An 18,278-nucleotide genomic window follows, 5' to 3' on the forward strand; every position below is an offset into this window, starting at 1 on the left:
GTCCATAGTCTCTACCAGGTAAGACACCCCGCGCCTGCCGATTGTGACGGGCTCAGGGGCGGAGCTGTTTTCGCGACGTGATCCCCAGCTTGGCGAAGACCTTGCGCAGATGCCACTCCACAGTGTGCTGGCTCAGGAACATCTGCGCACCGATCTCGGCATTGGTCAGCCCGGCGCCCGCCAGTTCCGCGATATGAGCCTCCTGAGCGGTCAGCGAGTCCCGGCCGGGGCCGCGGTCCGCCCGGTGCTCGTCCAGCACCTCACCGGTCGCGGTCAGCTCCCGCCCGGCCCGCTCCGCGAACGCCTCGGCGCCTGCCGCGGAGAACAGTTTGTACGCCGTCCGCAGCTGCCCGCGAGCATCCTGACGACGCCCTTCCCGCCGCAACCATTCGCCGTACACGAGGTGTGTCCGGGCCAGATCCATCCGCATCCGGGTCCGGCCGAGCCGCTCGATCGACTCCTGGTACGCCGCCTCCGCCTCCGGCCCCTTCGACAGCAGACCCGTCGTCCGCGCCAGCACCCCGAGCCCCCAGTCCGTCTCGCACGCCAGCGCCTGCTCACGCAAGCGCCCGTACCCCTCGGCCGCGCGCTCCGGGTGGCCTGCTCGGACCGCAGCCTCCACGAGGTCGGGCAGCACCCAGTTCGCCGGACCCAGCTCCTCGGGGTAGTCGGTGGCTCCGAGCGCTGCCTCCAAGGCCTCCGCGTACTGCGATTGTCCGATGCTCAGCAACGCCCTCGTCATGTGCGCGAACGACACCGCACCGCCCTCGCCGCGGGCGGCCGAGTCCTCCAGGCTGCCGGCGATCATCGTCGCGGCGTCCGGCCGTCCCCGCCAGGCCGCGAGCGCGACCTCGCCGTACGACGCGAGCTCGACGCCCGTCGCCTCGCGGATGGTCCGGACCTCGGCCAGCAGCGTCGCCGCGGCGGTGAGTTCGCCGGCGTAGAGGTCGAGCATCACCCGGTGGTGCAGGACGAGCGGCAACTGGTTCAGATCGCCCAGCTCGCGGGCGATCCGCAGGTGCCGTGCGGTGAGCACGTCCCAGTTCTCGTCGTCCCACAGGTTGACGGCGAGGAGAGCCGCCAGCCACATCCAGGTCAGGTCGTCGGCGTCGGTCGTCCCGTTCTCGGCGGAGAACGCGCGCATCGCCTCCTCGGCCGGCTCGACCACGTCGGGATAGCCGTCCGCGAACAACGTCGTGACCGCGCGGTAGATCAGGTCGCGCTTGTGCGGCGGCTCGGACGGCGGCACCGCCTGCGCGAGCCGGGTGATGTAGGTGATCCCGGCCTCGCTGCCGAACCGACCCGCGAACTGCGCGGCCGCGACGGCCTCGAGGTAGGTGTCGCGGGCCAGACCAAGGTCGAGCGGCTCCAGCCGACGGGCGGCCTCGAGTAGCAACGGCAGGGCCGCCACACTGTGGCCGGAGGCGAACGTCAACTGGGACCGCACCAACTTCACCCGCGCTTGGTGCAGACCGCTGACCGGGCCTTGGGTCGCGGTGCTCAGCAGACGCAGCGCGGTCTCGAACGCGCCGGCCGCCAGGCTGACCTGGGCCGCGGCGAGGGCGCGGATCGAGCGGGTCGCCGGATCCGGTGTCAGCTCTGTCGCACGCTGGAGGAACGCGGACGAGGCGGCCATACCGCCTCGGCGTTGTGCTCTGGCCGCCGAGCTGACCAGCTCGGCGGCGACATCCTCGTCCGGTCCCTCGGCTCCCTGCGCCCGGTGCCAGGCGCGCCGGTCGGGATCGAGGTTCGGGTCGATGGCCTCGGCGAGAGCTTGATGGACCGTACGCCGCTCGGAGGGATCGGCCGACCGGTACGTCGCCGACCGGACGAGCGGATGCCGGAACCGGACCCGCGCGGCGATATCGATCAACCCGGCCGCCTCGGCTGCCTCCGCCGTACTCATCGGAACGTCGAGGATCGTCAGGGCGCGGACCAGCAGCGGTACGTCGCCGACCGGCTCGGCGGCCGCGGTCAGCAGCAGCCGCTGGGTGTCCGCCGGCAGGGCCTGCACGCGGCGGGCGAAGTTCTGCTCGATCTGACTCGCGATCGGACGGGCATCGGGTCGCTCGAAACCGCCGGCCAACTGGGTCGCGGTCAGGCCGCGTGGCAGCTCGAGCAGGGCGAGCGGGTTGCCGCGGGTCTCGGCGACTATCCGGCCGCGGACATGCTCGTCGAGCCGCCCGGGTACGACGGAGTCCAGCAGCGAACCGGCGTACTCGTCGGCGAGGCCGCCGACCGACAGCTCCGGGAAGCCGCGCCACTCCGGACCGGTGACCGGCTCACGGAGCGAGAACACGAGTCCGATCCGGTCGGCGAACAACCGGCGCGCGACGAACGTCAGGGTCTGGACCGAGGCCTGATCGAGCCATTGCGCATCGTCGATCACACACAGCAGCGGACTCCGATCCGATGCCGCCGACAACAGAGTGAGCGTCGCCGCGCCGACCAGGAACCGGTCGGGTGGTCCGCCGACACTCAACCCGAACGCGACTCCCAACGCGTCCCGCTGCGGACCCGGCAGGCGGTCACGGAACTCCAGCAACGGCAGGCACAGTTGATGCAGGCCGGCGAACGGCAGCTCCATCTCGGACTCGACGCCGGAAGCCCGTACGACGCGGCATCCCTCGGCGCGGCCGACCAGATAGTCGAGCAGGGCGGACTTGCCCATCCCGGCTTCGCCCCGAACGACGAGCACCTGGCCCGAACCGGAGCGCACCCCGGCCGCGACCTGGTCGAGGCGCGCGCACTCCGCACGCCGCCCTCGCAGGTCCAACTGCGCGCCGCTCGTGGTCATCGCTCGCACCCCTCCAGCAGAGGCTACGGGCGAACGGCGATACGGGTATAGGACCCCTGGGTATCGGAAGTGCGGTCAGACCGCCAGATCAGCCATCCGATCGCGGGCGCGCTTCACCAGTTGCCGGGCGTTCGGTGCCCCGATCCGGAGCGTTTCGGCGATCTGCCGGTATGGGCAGTCGAAGCCTTCCCGCAGTACGTACGTCGCTCGCTCGGCCGGCGACAACCGCTCTCGCATCAGGTGTACGGCGATCGCGTACGCCTCCCGCGCCTCGGCGTGCTGATGCGGATCGACACCGGTAGCGACCCGCTCGTCCGGCAGCCAGTCCACCGCCGTCTCATGCCGCCGGTGCGCCGACTTCACCAGGTTGATCGCGAGCCGGGACACCGTGGTCGACAGAAAGGCCTGCGGGTCGGCCACGACCGTACGGTCAGTCCGTTGCCAGCGCACCCACACGTCCTGGACGAGCTCCTCCGCCTCATGCGAATTGCCGACGATCCGGTTCGCGATCCGAAACAGCCGCGGCCGCGCCTGGAGAAACTCGTCCAATCCCGTACTCATGACCTGAACTCCTCGCGCTGGGGGGTGCTTTCAGCGTCACCTCCCGCAGTCCCCCCACGCACCCTGGAGCCTCGTAGTCGAGTACGTGGTCCTGGGCTCGGACTCTCTGAAGAGACCGAACAGACACGGCGGTTGTGACCGGCGAGACAGTCACAACCGGGCACGCTGCGTTGTCCTGATTGGTGAGAGCACCTAATGCGAGGGAGAACCAATGAGCATCACCGAACAGCAGATCGCCACGTCGGTTCTGGTGATCGGAACCGGTGGTGCCGGTCTGCGGGCAGCGATCGAGTTGGCGGAACAGGGCGTCGAGGTTCTCGCCCTCGGCAAGCGCCCGCGTTCCGACGCGCACACGTCGCTGGCGGCCGGCGGTATCAACGCGGCGCTGGCCACGATGGATCCCGAGGACACCTGGCAGCAGCACGCGGCCGACACCCTGCAGGAGAGCTACCTGCTCGCGAACCCGATCACGGTCGAGATCGTCGCCAGGGGCGCCGCCCGCGGGATCGAGGACCTCGAACGTTGGGGTATGCCGTTCGCCCGCGAGGCGGACGGGCGCATCTCGCAGCGGTTCTTCGGCGCGCACACCTACCGCCGTACGGCGTTCGCGGGCGACTACACCGGTCTGGAGATCCAGCGGACGCTGATCAACCGCGCGGTGCAGCTCGGCGTACCGATCCTCGACACGGTCTACGTGACGTCGATCCTGGTCAAGGACAACACCGTGTTCGGGGCGTACGGGTTCGACCTGACGACCGGGCGGCGCTACGTCATCCACGCCGACGCGGTGATCCTGGCCGCGGGCGGTCACACCCGGATCTGGCGGCGTACCTCGTCCCGCCGCGACGAGAACACCGGCGACGCGTTCCGGCTCGCGGTCAACGCGGGCGGGAAACTCCGCGATCCCGAGCTCGTCCAGTTCCACCCGTCCGGGCTGATCGAGCCCGAGAACGCCGCCGGCACCCTCGTCTCCGAAGCGGCGCGCGGCGAGGGCGGGCAGTTGCGCAACGCGCTCGGTGAGCGGTTCATGGCCCGGTACGACGCGGAGCGGATGGAGCTGTCGACGCGGGACCGGGTCGCGCTCGCGGAGTACACCGAGATCAAGGAAGGCCGCGGCACCCCGAACGGCGGCGTCTGGCTGGACGTGTCCCACCTCCCCCGGGAGACGATCATGCGCCGGCTCCCGCGCGTCTACCAGACGCTGCTCGAACTGCAGATGCTCGACATCACCAAGCAGCCGATCGAGATCGCCCCGACCGCGCACTACTCGATGGGCGGCGTCTGGGTCCGGCCCGAGGACCACGGCACCGGCGTCGACGGGCTGTGGGCGATCGGCGAGGCGGCCAGCGGGCTGCACGGTGCGAACCGGCTCGGCGGCAACTCGCTGATCGAGCTGCTCGTCTTCGGCCGGATCGTGGCCGAGGAAGCGGCGAAGTACTCGATTGGGAGACAGGCACAGCTGCGCTCCGCGGACGCGGTCGCGCAGGCCCGGGCCGAGATCGACGACCTGCTGGCGAACGACGGGCCGGAGAACGTCCGCGCCCTGCAGCGGTCCCTGCGCGACACCATGACCGCGAGGGCCGGCGTCGTCCGCGATGAGCACGGTCTGAACGCCGGGTTGTCCGAGCTTGTCGAGCTCGAGGAGCGGATGAAGCAGGTCGGAGTGCACCCGGACATCGCCGGCTTCCAGGACCTCGCGCACGCGTTCGACCTGAAGGCCTCGGCGATGGCCGCGCGGGCGACGCTCGACGCAGCCTTGGTACGCCGGGAGACGCGCGGGTGCCACAACCGGTCCGACTACCCCGAGCTCGACGACTCGTTGCAGGTGAACTTCGTCTGGTCGGGGCCTGGTGAGATCGAGGCCGAGCAGATCCCGCCGATCCCCGACGAGTTCCGGCGACTGATGCGGCACGTCTCCAGCGACGGCAAGCTCGTCGAGTGAGGCTTGCCCGGTGGGTACCGGCTGAGTCGAGTCAGGTGTCGAGCGAGGTGTCGAGTGAGGTGACGGGACAGTGACGACGCCGGGGATGGTCGCGGAGTTCGACGACGTTGCCGCCTGGACGGCGGAAGCCGTCGGACAGCTCGGTGACGGGCATGCGATCCCGGCGGCGTGCCGTGGCAGCGCCAGTCCGGCTGCGCTCGCGTGGCTGGCCGAGGCCTGCGAGCTGTCCGCGGGCGACCGGCTGCTGGATGTCGGCGCGGGTAGCGGTGGTCCTGCGGCGTGGGCGGCCAAGCGCTTCGGCGTACGACCGATCCTGCTGGAGCCGATGCCCGCCGCGGGTCGGGCCGCGTCGAAGCTCTTCGGCCTGCCCGTCCTCACAGCCGACGGTCAACGCATCCCCTTGCGTGCAGACTCGGTCGATGTCGCCTGGTGTCTCGGCGTCCTCTGCACCGTCGAGGACAAGGCCGCCGTACTGCGGGAAATCCACCGCGTGCTCGTGCCGCACGCATCGCTCGGACTCCTCGTGGTGGTCGCTTCCCGGCCCATCGCCGACCCTCCGGACGGGAACCACTTCCCGCTGCAGTCCGAGCTCGTCGACCTGCTCGACACGTGCGGCTTCGAGCTGGTCGAGCAGACCGAACGGCCGGCGGCCGTACCCCTGTCGTGGAGCCGTCGCGCCCAAGAGGTGACCGCCCTCATCTCGGCCCGCTATCGCACGCATCCGGCGTACACGCTGGCCAGCCGCCAGGACTCACGACTGACCTATCTCTTCGACCACGGCCATCTCTCCCTCCAACTCCTGCATGCCGTGTCGCTCTGATGAGGTACTTCGGTTCGGGTCGCACGGTCGGTGGACCGTGGATGTGCGTCACCCCGAGAGGTGACTGACCCGCCGGCCGGTTTCGGGCTGCCATGGAAGCGCAAGCTGTCCCGGCCGAGCGAGGAGGGCCACCATGGCGCGTCAGACCACGGATTTCGAGGACGAGTACGAATCCGAGTGGGAGGACGAGTACGAGTCCGAGGACGAAGCCGAGTGGGAGGACGAGCTCGAGGGCGAGTCCGAGCTCGAGGATGAGTACGAGGACGAGGACTTCTTCCCCGGCCTCGGCGGAGTGGTCAACGCCATCGGCGGACTGCTCGGCGAGGAGGAGTACGAGTGGGAAGAGGAGGGCGAGGAAGAGTACGAGGACGAGGCCTTCCTCGGTCTGCTCGGCCCGATCGCCAAGATCGCCGGCGGACTGCTCGGCGGCGGTGGCGGGGGCGGCGACGGTGAGTACGAGGACGAAGGCGAGGAAGAGCTCGAGGCCGAGGAAGAGGCCGAGGAGTTCTTCAAGCGGCTGAAGGGCGTGTTCCGCAAGGCCGCGCCGTTCCTCAAGACACTGGCCAAGACCGCCGGACCGCTGGTCGCCACCGCCATCGGCGGGCCGGCCGCGGGTGCCGTCGCGCGGGCCGTCACCTCGCAGCTCGAAGGTGAGTACGAGGAAGAGTTCGAGGCCGAGTTCGAGGAGATGGCCGCTTCGCCTCTCGCGCCCTCGCAGGCGTTCGCCGAGTACCTGGCAGCACAGGCCGCAGCCACCGAGTCCGAGTCCGAAGCTGAGGCTCTCGGCGGCGCAGCGGCGTACTCCGCGATCAACCCGTCTGACCGGCGTGAACTGGAGCGACTGCTCCCGCACCTGTTGCGCGGCGCGGCCACGATCACGCGGATGCTGCACGGCAACCGCAGCACACGTCCCGCCGTACGGATGGTTCCTGGTATCGCTGACGGCGCCGCCCGGACGATCGCCCGGCGGATCGCCGCCGGTGAGCCGGTCGGTCCGGTCGAGCTCGGTCAGGTGATGGGCGCCGCGACCACGAAGGCCTTGATGCCAGGTCGCGTCCGCCAGGCGGTCATGCGGCGTCACGCCCGCGGGCTCAGTCGCAGCCGCCGGCGCTACCACGGTCGCCGTGGCTCGATGCGTCGTACCGGATCTCGTCGCGGGCGTACCGGCTACCGCAGCGGGCGGGGCCGAGGCCTGACCGTACGTCGTCAGCCGGTGCGCAGCAGGGCCGTCGGCTCCGGACGGGTTCCGCGGCCGCGTCCCGGCATGGTGCGGATCACCACACCGGTGCGCATCCCGCCGAAGGGCGGACGTCCCGCACGGGTGGTCCGGGTCGTCAGCGACGTCCGCGTTCCGCGCGGCGCCGTACCCGCTGGACGGCCGACCAGCACCGCCGGGCGCCGGCCGCGCCGCTGATCGCACACCCGACTTGGAGGGGCAAGGACCATGGCATCCGCGTTGAACCGTAGCTATCCCGAGATCCAGGGCGAGTTCGAGCTGGAGGACGAGTTCGAGGAAGAGGTTGAAGTCGAGGCCGAGAACGAAGACGAGCTCGAGTTCGAAGCCGAAGATGAGGACGAGGACTTCCTCGGGGCGATCGGCGGGATCGGCAAGGCCCTCGGAGGGCTGCTGAGCGGCGGCGGCGACGGGGAGTACGAAGCCGAGTTCGAGTACGAAGTCGAGGCGGAGACGGAAGACGAAGCCGAGGAGGAGTACGAGGACGAGGACTTCGTGAACCCGATCCGGCGGATCTACCCGGACGCCGAGCTGATGGCACACCTGTCGATGAAGGCCGCGCAGACCTCCAGCGAGGCCGAGGCGGAGGCGTTCCTCGGGGCACTCGTCCCGATCGCGTCCAAGCTCATCCCGCGCGCCGCGGGCGTCCTGGCCCGCAACGCGCCGGCCCTGATCCGCGGTACGTCGGCACTCGGTCGGCGGCTGCGCCGGAACCCTGCCACGCGCAAGTACGTGACGGCGATGCCGGTGATCCTGCAGCGGACCGCGCAGAGTCTCGCGGACCAGGCAGCGGCCGGGCGCAGCGTCTCTCCGGAGACCGCGATCTCGACCATGACGCGGATCGCGGGGCGGATGTTCCGCCAGGCGCCCGAGCGCAATCGCGCGATGCGTGCCGTCAGCACGTTCGACCGCCGCTACCGCCGCCGCAGCCGCACGCCGGCGACATCCGGCGTACGGCGGACGCGCCGGCCGCAGCCCACCCGGCGCCGCCGGGCCCGACGCTGACCTGTGGTGGGGAGGGACGATGCCGTACCTGACGGACCTCGCGGGCGTCGCCCGTAAGACCAGCCTCGAGGTCATCGAGGTGCCCGGCTGGCAGACCCGCGGCCGGGACGAGATGAGCGACGTCCGCGCGGTGGTCTGCCACCACACCGCGACGCTGAACAAGACGGCCGACATGCCGTCGCTCGACACGTTGATCAACGGGCGACCGGATCTGAGCGGTCCGTTGTCGCACTTCGGATTGTCCCGCTCCGGCAAGGTGTACGTGATCGCGGCGGGGCGCTGCAATCACGCGGGAACGGTGCGGGATCCGTCGTGGGGCAACAGCCACTCGATCGGGATCGAGGCCGAGGCGACCGGTACGGACGCGACCTGGCCAGAGGTGCAGATGGCCGCGTTCGCGCAGCTGTGCCGAGTCTTGATCGACCATTTCGGGCTGAGCGTCAACGCGGTGCTCGGGCACAAGGAGGTCGCGGATCCGCCCGGACGGAAGATCGACCCGAACTTCGACATGAACGCCTTCCGCGGCCGGATCAGCGCGCTCAGCGGCATCACTCCCCCTGCCGTACCAGCCACGCCGACTGCACCGGCGGCCCCTGCCGCCCCGCCTGCTCCTGCCACCAGTTCCTGGTTGTCGTGGCTGCCCTCCCTGCCTTGGTTCGAGGGCGAGGCGGCGGCCGCCACGCCCATCGCTTCAGCGCGGCCGGGGCGCGACGTGCTTCCGGCGTACCTGTCCGGCCAGGCGCTCAACGTGCGCCGGCACCTGACCGCACTCCGCGACTTCCGCCGCGACGAGTTCGGCGGCCAGCCCGCGCGACCGAGCGAGGGACATGTGCAAGCGGTGAACGCCCTGCTGGCGACGTTGCGCGGACCGCTGAACACGATCGTCGAGCGATTGGATCGCGCCACCGACGCCGCGCAGACCAACCCGTCGCCGCACCGTGTCAGCCTGGCACTGGATCTGAAGACGCAGGCACACGACCTGGTCCGGGCCACGGAACGAGTCTGGGACTTCTATTTCGAATTGTTCGGCCAACGGCAAGGCGCATTCGGGGAATGGCTGGACGCTTGCGACCGGATCACCCTCGATTGCTATCAGCACGTCTTCATGCATCTGGGAAACGACCGAAGTATTCCCGCACCGCCGCCATTCTGCTATATGCGGACAGGCTTCTCTCCTGCGACATTCAGGCGGGGAATTCCGTTGCGTCGGCTCGGACGACAACTGAACCCGTTTCCCCTTGTACAGTTGCCATATCACCGACTTGTGAACCCGTGGACCATCGGCGCCATCCTGCACGAGGTTTCACACAATCTGCAGAACGAATTGCAGCTCGAGCAGGCCGTTCCGTCGTCGATCGAACGCCGGTTGCGCGAGGCCGGCATACCTGTTGCCATCAGCAATATCTGGGTTCGCTGGAATCGCGAGATCTTCGGCGATATGGTCGGCGGTCTCCTAGGCGGCGAGGCGTTCGTCTCGTCGTTGATGGACGTGATCGGGCGCGGCCCGGCGCAGAGCTTCGGCTATACGCCGCGGTCGGTGCATCCCACGCCGTACCTCCGGACGTTCCTGTCCTGCGAGCTCTTGCGGCGGATGGGGTTCCCGGAGCGAGCCGGCGAGTTCCGGCGTGCGTGGTCGCAGCTGTACCCGGCGCCGCGCGAGTCGACGATGCCGCCGAAGCTGCTGGCCACCGCTCGTACGGCGATCCCGGCCGTCGTCGAGGCTGTCTGCTACACGCCGTTCCAGGGGCTCGGCGGGAAGTCGTTGCGCGAGGTCATCTTCTTCGAGCCGCGACACCAGGCGATGATCGACGAGGCCGGCGTACGGCTGGCCAAGGGTGTCGATCCCGGTGTCGTCCCGGAGAGGTTCCTGATCGGCGCCGTACGTTCGGCGCTCGACCATCATCGCGCCGAGCCGGATCGCCTCATGCGCAACTTCTACGCGCAACTGGCGAGGCGGTGATCGCGATGACGATCGAAGACCGCCGTACGGCGTTGCACCAAGCGCTCCGCGCCCTCTGGCTCGCCGTCGCCGAGCTGGTTCTGACCGCGAACGACGACCAGCCGGACCAGAGCGACCTGGCGTCGGCCGAACATGTCGCCCAGCTGACCGTCGAGATCCAGGGCCGGCTGGCGGAGGCGATCGCCGCTCAGAAGGAGTCGGCCGCGGTCGAACTGGGTCAGGTCGAGCGGCTGGTGCGGGAAGCAAGTCTCATCTACTGGCGCGATCTGCGCGCCCACGAGGCGGTCTCACGACTGCGCGGCTCCACGCGACGCCGGGGTGGTCCCTGGCCGTCGTGGTGGTCGGGCGTCGAGCAGAGCCTCGAACGCTGTGAAGAACCGCTCGTCGCCGCCGGTCTCGCGATCGGCGACGCGTGGCATGAGCTCGTCACCGGATCGTCCCTCACGGGGACCGGGACGAATACCTCCAGGAGGTCGTCGTGACCAATGACAAGTTGCAGCCAGGACTCCCGGTCGTCGAGGTCGACCAGGCTTTCCCGCTGATGACCACGGACTCGGTCGCCCGCCCGACGACCAACTCCGGCACCGGCGACCAGAGCCCGGTGGTGAGCGCAGCCATCCGCGACGTCCTGGGCTGGCGCCCCCGCGTCCAGGACCCGAAAGCCTTCACCGCGGCTTTGTCGGCCTCCTTCGAGCTGTCCACCTTCGAGGACCACGTAGTCACGAAGTACGTCCCCCGCGGCGTAGCGGTCCAGGCTGACCTGGGCGGCGTAACCGGCGGCCAAGCGTCCTTGTACTTACGCGCCAAAGCCGCCCACGAACAAATCACCCGGATGCTCGACAGCCTCCAACCCCTCCGAACCGACGCCGACCCCCAAGACTGCGAGGCCTACCGAACCCTCGTCCGAGACTCGGTCCGCCGCATAGTCACAGAATTCGGCCGCGAAGGCGGCCCCCGCGTCCCGCTGGTCGACTCCGCGTTCGGCGTACTGACAGGCTTCAACCCAGCGGCGCCGGCCTCCGCCGGCCCCCCGCCGAGCGTGAGCAAGCGGTTCGGCAGGTTCTATCCGCGGGCCTCGGTCAACGCCGTGCCCGGTGGGCCGACATCCGTACCGGCCGCGACAGCCGAGACCAACCCTGACACCATTCCCGGCCAGCTCGGCGCCCTGCGAGACCGGTTCGGGCTGGACGACGACCACGTCAACACCGTCGACGAGGAAAAGCAGCGGACGAGTTTCTGGACCCTTGTCGAGCTGATCACCGACCTCCAGACGTCTTGGTCGAATCGCCGGATCGGCTTCACCTTGGGTGCCGGCAGCGGGTTCCTGGGCACCGACCTCATCCAGATCAGTCGCCTGCTTGCGGCAACGTCCGAGCAGGTCGACGAGTTCGAAGCGGTCCTGGATTCGGTTCTCGTGTCGGGTGCTGAACGCCAGACCGTAGTGCTGGACCGAAGCAGCGGCCTCACCCTGGACGACGTGGTGCAGTGGCTGCGGATCTTCGTCACCCAGGACGGGCCGAACATCATCCGCGACACCGGCCGCGACGGTCTCGTGTCGACCTTCACCCCGACAGCCATCGACCTGCTGCACACGCTGCGGGACAAGCTGGTATTCCGTCTCGTCCCATGCGGTAGCCCGACCTGCGCAAACGGCTGCCACTGCGGCTCGCGCGGCAAGGTCACGTGCATCCCACTCGGCTGCTGCACGCCGCTCCCACCCGGGATGTACTCCGGCCGGGTCAAGATCGCGGTCTCCACCCTCTGTGGCCTGATGGAAAGTCTGACGTCCAGGGCGATCCGCATCGGTCGGTACGCCGGCGCAGTACTCCTGGATCTCGCCCTGATCCCGCTGGAGAGCAACACGATCACCAACACCGGCTTCGTCCGCGTCGAGGTGCGTGGCCTCCACCTCCGGCCGACGTACATCCCGGCGTTCGTCGTCGACAACGGCAGCTCGTCGAACTTCTCCGACCTCGTGCTCCCACTCCAGGACAGCGCCAGCGCAGACGACGACCGCCTGTCCGGCATCTTCCAACTCGGCGCCCTGCCACAGGCCGCCCAGTCGCTCTTGTCGAACGCCGGCAACAGCGGAGTCCTGATGGCCGCAAGCGAAGTTCCGCTGGCCGTCCTCGACGGCGAACTCGGCCGCGTGGTCAGCGGCCCCGCCGTCACCACCTGGCCGAAGCTGAGGCCTGCGGACGACCAGAATCCGTTGTCCACCGACGACCTGCCCAACACCTGGAACTCCATCGATCCCAACCAGCGCTTCGTCCCGCAGTCCGCCCCGGACCCGATCGACCCCATCCTCCCCGACGACGACTGTGACGACGACTGCGAGGACTGCGGCTGCGGCTGCCACGCACTTAAGGTCGGCCACTCGGTTCTCCAACGCTTGACAGCGATCCTGAATGACCCTGCGGTCGGCGAACGACTGGGATCGGTTCAAGAGCGCATGCCTCAGGCTGGCAACGACTTGCTCGCAAGGATCGTGCCTCTCCTTCAGAGCGGACAGCTCACCGACTTGCTGAACGCTGCCGAGGACGCCAACGCCCGATACGACAAGCTGCGGGCGACCGAAGCCGGTCAGGCACGCGAACAAAAGCTGGTCGATGCACGGCGGCAGACGCTGATAGCGCAGCGCGAGCGACTGGACTTAGAGATCGCCGGCCTCGATCAATCGCATCGCGCGATGGCGGATTTGGAGCCCGAACCTGAACCCAAGCTCGAGCCGGTCCCTGAGCCCGAGCCCGTCCCTGAACCCGAGCCCGTCCCTGAACCCGAACCGGTACCTGAGCCCAAGCTCGAGCCGGTCCCTGAACCCGAACCGGTACCTGAACCCGAACCCGAACCGGTACCTGAACCCGAACCCGTGCCCGAGCCTGGCCCTGAGCCCGAACCCGAGCCCGAACCCGAACCCGAACCCAAGATCCAGCCGGAGGGGAGGGCCGGAATGACAGCGGCGATCAAGAAGACGGCCGCTAAGAAGGCGACGGCCAAGAAGACCCCAACCAAGAAGTCGCCGACCAAGAAGTCGGCTCCACAAGGCAGCTCGCGCGGACGGAGGTCGTGACATGCTTTCCGAGCGGGATTATCAGGACTTGCTGGATCGGATGCAGGCGCTGCGGAGTCAGGTGGCGGAGCGGTTGTCGGGGAGTTTGGTTTCCAATCCGGCGTTGGCGGAGGAGATCAACAAGCAGCTCGATGATCTGGTCACGGCGGCTCGGGAGGCTGATGCGGCGGGGCCGCGGCCGCCGGACCGTGGGTTGGCGGAACTGGTCGGTGTCGGACCAGACGCGGCGCAGGACTTCGGCGACGTCAAGATTCCGCAGGGCGTCGCGGAGTACGACGAGAACGTCAACTCCGAACGCGTCGTCGCGGTCGGCGATCTGTACTACATCTACCAGCACGAGAAGATCGGCGTCTTCAAGGTCGTCCAGCGGTTGAAGCAGCTGTTCGAGGGCGGCGCGATCCGTCTGTCGGGCGGCGAGGGCGCGTACCGGCTCTACCAATTCGACCGTCGCGACGTACTGCGCTACACCGCGAAGGACCGGCTGGCGGCGTACCGCCGGGTGCTCGGCTATGGCCGCGGACTCGGCGCCGGGCAGAGCCGGCCGAACACCGACTTCCACATGTTGTTCTCGCACTTCATCAACCAGGTCACGCTGTTCTGGCGCGACAAGCGGATCAGCGACGTGATCCGGGAGCGGGCGCTGGATCCGAGCTTCGGGTCGATCGCGGTCGTCCGCCGGGCCGGGCTCGATCTGCGCAACAACCTGAAGTTCACGTCGTACGGTCACCTCAACGTACTGCGGGTCGAAGTCATGCAGCTGCTCGAGGAATGCTTCGCGATCCTTGGCTCCGAGGACGTCAAGGACCTGTTCGGTGCGGCCAACGCGTGGGACGTTGTGGACGAGGTGCTGATCAGGTACTTCGACGTACGCCTGCAGAGCAGTCCGCGGCAACGGATGGCGGTCAACGGCCGCGACGTACTGCGGTGGCTGTCCGGCAACCACGTGATGGAGACCGGGCGCGGTCAGTTCGAGGCGTTGCTGATGGAGATCGCCGAGCCGTCCGAGGAATGGCTGACGTCGGCGCAGGCCATGAGCCTTGCCAAGCGTTCCGGGACCGACCGGGTCATGCCGTGGGAGCAGCTGGGACAGTCCGGCGTCGCCGCGCGGTACAGCGAACGTACGCCGGCGCAGATGCCGCCGAGCGCCCGCGGTCCCATGTACCCGCGACGCGGCGGCACCGGCACCTATCGCGGCGGCCAAGGCGGCGTCCCCGTCCGCACGCGGCCGTGATTGAACGATGATCCCGCCGCAAGTGCTTGCCGCTGCCAAGCAGCGGCAAGCACGACGCCTGACCGAGCTCCTGGACTGGCTTGCCATCCCCTCGGTCAGTGCGGACCCGCGCCACGCCGACGACGTACGCCGGGCCGCCCGCTGGCTCGCGTCCTGGCAACGTGCGCGCGGCGCGACGGTGGACCTGCGACCGACGCGCAACGGACGCGATGTCGTCGTCGCGCGCTGGCCGGCCGCGCCGGGCGCGCGGCAGGTGGTGATCTACGGTCACTACGACGTACAGCCGGCCGGGCCCGGCTGGTCGTCGCATCCGTTCCGCCCGGTAATTCGTGATGGCGTCATCTATGCCCGCGGCGCGAACGACGACAAGGGGCAACTGTTCGCGCACCTGTGCGCCCTGGACGCGTGGCCCGGCGTACTGCCCGCCGAGGTCGTCGTGATCGCGGAAGGCGCCGAAGAGGTCGGCAGTCCCGGCTTCGCACAGGTCCTCGGCGAACTGCGAGGGCTCCGGCCCGCGGCCGTGATCGTCTCCGACACCGAGCGGTACGACGACGGCACGCCGACCGTGACCATCAGCCAGCGCGGCCGCCTCGCCGCCTCGCTGACCGTCGACACCGGCGGTACGGCGGTGCACGCCGGGCGACTCGGCGGCGCCGTCGTCGACCCAAGCATCGTGCTCGCCGATGCGCTGCGTCTCCTGCGGACCGAGCTCTTCGCCGATGCCGTCGCCGTCCGATCGACCGCGACGTCGAGGACCGACGACTCGATGAAACGAGCCGCTCCGGGCCGGGCCGTGATCGGTCGCGGTCTCGACAAGCGCGTGACGCTGCGCGGATCGGTCGGGGTGACGCGGCTCGTCGCCGGCACCGGCGGTGCGTCGCTGCCGTCGCGCGCGGTCGCGACGCTCGACGTCCGGCTGCCGCCGCGATCCGATCCGGCGGACGTCGTACTGCGGGCTCGTCGTCTGCTCAAGAGCTTCGCGCCGCATGTCCGGCTGCAATTCACCGGCGGCGTGCCGGCCATCGAGACGGTGCCGGACGATTTTGTCCGGCGTGCGGTAGATCAAGCGTGTGTTGCGATCGTCGGCCGGCCGCCGGTCGACGTACGGTCCGGTGGCACGATCCCAGCCGTCGGAATCCTGGCGCGGGCGTTGCGGATTCGCCCGCTATTGCTGGGGTTCGGGCCGCCGGCCGGGAATGCACACGGGCCTGATGAGGCGATGGATATCGCCGGATGGGCGGCCGGAGTACAGGTGTCCGCGGCACTGTTGTGGGCATTGACCCGGCCGATTAGAGCCCAGTCGGTACCGGTATTGCGACGAAAGGATCACCATGGTGTGATCCGGCAGTTTCGTTGCGGCGAATTGCCGGTGCAGCTCGAGGGGGAGGGACGATGACCGCTACCGCTACGCCTGCGTCGACCCGGGGGTCCGCGACCTTGGCACACTCGCCTCCCCCACGCCGTACCACCTCGGGGGAGACAGCGGACGCGGCGCTGCAGCAGTGCATCGTGGCCGCGCTACGAGCGATGATCGATCACGTCGAGCTGTACGTCGTGGAGACGACGACCAGCGACAGCGGCGTATCCGTCATGCTCGAGCACGACAACGTCCGCTGCGTCCTGGTCGTCTCGGCCCAGGTCCCGCGTCACACCCTCAGCCCACGGGAACTCCAGATCGCCCGCCTGGTAGCCGACGGCGCCACCAACCGCGCCATCGCCAGCTCCCTGGACATCAGCCCCTGGACCGTCTCCACCCACATGCGCCGAATCTTCGCCAAACTGGACGTCTCCAGCCGAGCCGAAATGGTCGCCCAATTCTTCGGCGTTTGATCCAGGGTCAGTGCAGCAGGTTCAGGACGAGGGACAGTGGGGACCAGTTGGTGCGGCCTCGGCGGGTTAGGGCGTAGGCGCGCATTCGGGGTTCGGGGGTGCGGAGGGGGCGGAGGGAGATGCCGGTGGTTTTGGGGTAGGCGGCGGGCATGAGGGCTACGCCCAGGCCGGCGGTGATCATTTCCTGGACCAACTGGAGGGTGTCGGCTCGTTGGGTGATGCGGGGTTCGAAGCCTGAGAGTGCGGCCAGGGTGCGGATGACTTGTTCGTCGGCGGTGTGGCGGGAGTTGACGATCCAGTCGCTGTCGGCGAAGGCGGCTATTGCCTCGGCCGCCGTACCGGTCGTGCGGCGCGAGTGGGACGGTACGGCGAGGGCCCAGGCGGACTCCCACAGGGGAATGGATTCGAGCGCCGGGTCGACCGCGGCGGGTGCGAGGTTGTAGTCGTAGCTCAGCGCCAGGTCGACCTGGTCCCGCTCCAGCAGGGCGAGCGCCTCGGGTGGCTCCTGCTCCTGGATCTCCAGTCGCACGGCCGGAGGCAGTTGGGCTACGACGGGCAGCAAGGTGTCCCGGATGACAGTGTGAAAGGCCGCCACCTGCACCGTCCCCGCGGGCTCGGCCGACGGATCGAGGTCGGCGCGCGCGGCTTCGTGCGCCGCGAGGATGTCGACCGCATGAGCCGCCAGCCGCCGGCCTGCCGGAGTGAGCCGCACGCGGCGACCGTCCGGCTCGACGAGCGGCGTGCCGACCTCTTTGGCGAGCGCGGCGATCTGTTGCGAGACGGTCGACGTGGTGACGCCGAGCGCCGCCGAGACCGCGTGCATCGACCCCTGCCGGGACAGGGCGAGAAGCAGTTCGAGGCGTCGTACATCCATTCATCAATCATGAACGGTCTGTCCAGGATTATCACGTGGACGCGAAGAAATTCGCGAGCTTCACTGGACGTATGCGCACACGAGACAGGCAGACCGGCGTAGCGTTCGCCGTCCTGTCGATGACGATGGTCCAGCTCGGACTGGCCGCCTCCGTCGGGCTCTTCGACCGGGTCGGCCCGGAAGGCGCGGCCTGGCTACGGCTGGTCTGTGCCGGCTTGATTGTCCTCGTGCTGTTCCGCCCGCGCCGCAGCTCGTTCGACCGCAACTCGTTCCTGGCCGCGGTCGGACTCGGCATCGCGACCGCCGGTGTGACGCTCCTCTTCATGGCCGCCGCAGCCCGCCTGCCACTCGGTACGGCGAGCGCGCTCGAGTTCCTCGGTCCGCTCTCGGTCGCAGTACTGCGAAGTCGCGGCCGGCTGATCTGGCCGGCGCTGGCGTTCGTCGGGGTGATGCTCCTGACCCAGCCATGGCACGGCTCGGTCGACGGCCTCGGCGTCATGTTCGCGCTGGGTGCGGCCGTGTGCTGGGCGGCGTACATCGTCCTCACCCAGCATGTCGGCGGGAACGTCACCGGCCTGCAAGGCATGGGCGTCTCACTACCCGTGGCCGCCGTCGTCGCCACCGCGGTCGCCGGGCCGAGCACGATCCCGGTCATGACGTGGCAGCTGGTCGTGATCGGTTTCGGCCTGGCGCTGCTGCTCCCGGTGATCCCGTTCAGCCTCGAGTACCTGGCTCTCCGCAGGCTCGACGCGGGCGTGTTCGGCACCCTGATGAGCCTCGAGCCCGCGCTGGCCTTACTGGTCGGCTGGATCTTCCTGAGCCAGTCCCCCGGCCTCCTCCAGGCCGTCGGTATCGCTTGCGTGATCGCCGCCGGCATCGGCGCCGAACGAGCCGCCCGCCCTCAGGTGAAGGAGCTCGCTGGCGTAGTCGCCGGTCAATGACAGGTGTACGCCG

Annotated in this window: 14 protein-coding genes; 11 read left to right on the forward strand and 3 right to left on the reverse strand. The window is 69.1% G+C overall.

Going from position 1 to position 18,278, the window contains the following annotated elements; translation table 11 throughout:
• Window positions 1–52: 52 nt before the first annotated feature.
• Both ACQPYH_RS24835 and ACQPYH_RS24840 read right to left on the reverse strand, forming a co-directional pair.
• Entirely contained in the window at window positions 53–2,797 is a 2,745-nt protein-coding gene (locus ACQPYH_RS24835; RefSeq protein WP_432875791.1) for an ATP-binding protein, read from the reverse strand.
• A 75-nt stretch (window positions 2,798–2,872) separates the two neighbouring features.
• Window positions 2,873–3,358 carry a sigma-70 family RNA polymerase sigma factor gene (locus tag ACQPYH_RS24840; protein ID WP_432875794.1) on the reverse strand — a complete coding sequence of 162 codons (486 nt, stop codon included), beginning with the start codon at window positions 3,356–3,358 and terminating at the stop codon, window positions 2,873–2,875.
• Between the two features lie 211 nt (window positions 3,359–3,569).
• On the opposite strand from ACQPYH_RS24840, the gene ACQPYH_RS24845 reads away from it, so the two are divergent.
• From ACQPYH_RS24845 to ACQPYH_RS24890, 10 genes are all read left to right on the forward strand, one after another.
• A complete protein-coding gene (locus tag ACQPYH_RS24845; protein ID WP_432875797.1) occupies window positions 3,570–5,300 on the forward strand; it encodes an L-aspartate oxidase in 1,731 nt (576 codons plus the stop codon).
• Window positions 5,301–5,370: 70 nt separating this feature from the next.
• On the forward strand, window positions 5,371–6,120 hold the full coding sequence (locus ACQPYH_RS24850; protein WP_432875800.1) for a class I SAM-dependent methyltransferase: 750 nt from the start codon (window positions 5,371–5,373) through the stop codon (window positions 6,118–6,120).
• A gap of 133 nt (window positions 6,121–6,253) precedes the next feature.
• Window positions 6,254–7,534, forward strand: coding sequence for a hypothetical protein (locus ACQPYH_RS24855; protein ID WP_432875802.1), 1,281 nt, complete (start codon window positions 6,254–6,256; stop codon window positions 7,532–7,534).
• 30 nt (window positions 7,535–7,564) lie between these two features.
• Complete coding sequence (locus ACQPYH_RS24860; protein WP_432875805.1) at window positions 7,565–8,359, forward strand: hypothetical protein; 795 nt, start codon at window positions 7,565–7,567, stop codon at window positions 8,357–8,359.
• Window positions 8,360–8,378: 19 nt separating this feature from the next.
• On the forward strand, window positions 8,379–10,319 hold the full coding sequence (locus tag ACQPYH_RS24865) for an N-acetylmuramoyl-L-alanine amidase (RefSeq protein WP_432875808.1): 1,941 nt from the start codon (window positions 8,379–8,381) through the stop codon (window positions 10,317–10,319).
• 5 nt (window positions 10,320–10,324) lie between these two features.
• Window positions 10,325–10,801 carry a hypothetical protein gene (locus tag ACQPYH_RS24870; RefSeq protein WP_432875811.1) on the forward strand — a complete coding sequence of 159 codons (477 nt, stop codon included), beginning with the start codon at window positions 10,325–10,327 and terminating at the stop codon, window positions 10,799–10,801.
• Window positions 10,798–13,389, forward strand: a complete 2,592-nt coding sequence (locus ACQPYH_RS24875; protein ID WP_432875814.1) for a hypothetical protein — start codon at window positions 10,798–10,800, stop codon at window positions 13,387–13,389. The genes ACQPYH_RS24870 and ACQPYH_RS24875 overlap by 4 nt, the downstream gene beginning before the upstream one ends.
• Before the next feature lies 1 nt (window position 13,390).
• Window positions 13,391–14,620 carry a hypothetical protein gene (locus ACQPYH_RS24880; RefSeq protein ID WP_432875817.1) on the forward strand — a complete coding sequence of 410 codons (1,230 nt, stop codon included), beginning with the start codon at window positions 13,391–13,393 and terminating at the stop codon, window positions 14,618–14,620.
• 7 nt (window positions 14,621–14,627) lie between these two features.
• Window positions 14,628–16,016 (forward strand): M20/M25/M40 family metallo-hydrolase, encoded by a 1,389-nt coding sequence (locus tag ACQPYH_RS24885; protein ID WP_432875819.1) that lies wholly within the window; start codon window positions 14,628–14,630, stop codon window positions 16,014–16,016.
• Complete coding sequence (locus ACQPYH_RS24890) at window positions 16,013–16,450, forward strand: helix-turn-helix domain-containing protein (protein ID WP_432875822.1); 438 nt, start codon at window positions 16,013–16,015, stop codon at window positions 16,448–16,450. The genes ACQPYH_RS24885 and ACQPYH_RS24890 overlap by 4 nt, the downstream gene beginning before the upstream one ends.
• Before the next feature lie 7 nt (window positions 16,451–16,457).
• Here the strand turns inward: ACQPYH_RS24890 and ACQPYH_RS24895 are convergent, their stop codons facing one another.
• On the reverse strand, window positions 16,458–17,324 hold the full coding sequence (locus ACQPYH_RS24895) for a LysR family transcriptional regulator (RefSeq protein ID WP_432875825.1): 867 nt from the start codon (window positions 17,322–17,324) through the stop codon (window positions 16,458–16,460).
• A 71-nt stretch (window positions 17,325–17,395) separates the two neighbouring features.
• Between ACQPYH_RS24895 and ACQPYH_RS24900 the strand changes: the two genes are divergently transcribed.
• The gene (locus ACQPYH_RS24900) at window positions 17,396–18,265 is read left to right on the forward strand and encodes an EamA family transporter (protein WP_432875828.1); all 870 of its coding nucleotides are present in this window, start codon (window positions 17,396–17,398) and stop codon (window positions 18,263–18,265) included.
• Window positions 18,266–18,278: the final 13 nt, after the last annotated feature.

Source organism: Kribbella sp. CA-245084, from assembly GCF_050942355.1.
In the GTDB taxonomy this organism is placed as follows: Bacteria; Actinomycetota; Actinomycetes; order Propionibacteriales; family Kribbellaceae; genus Kribbella.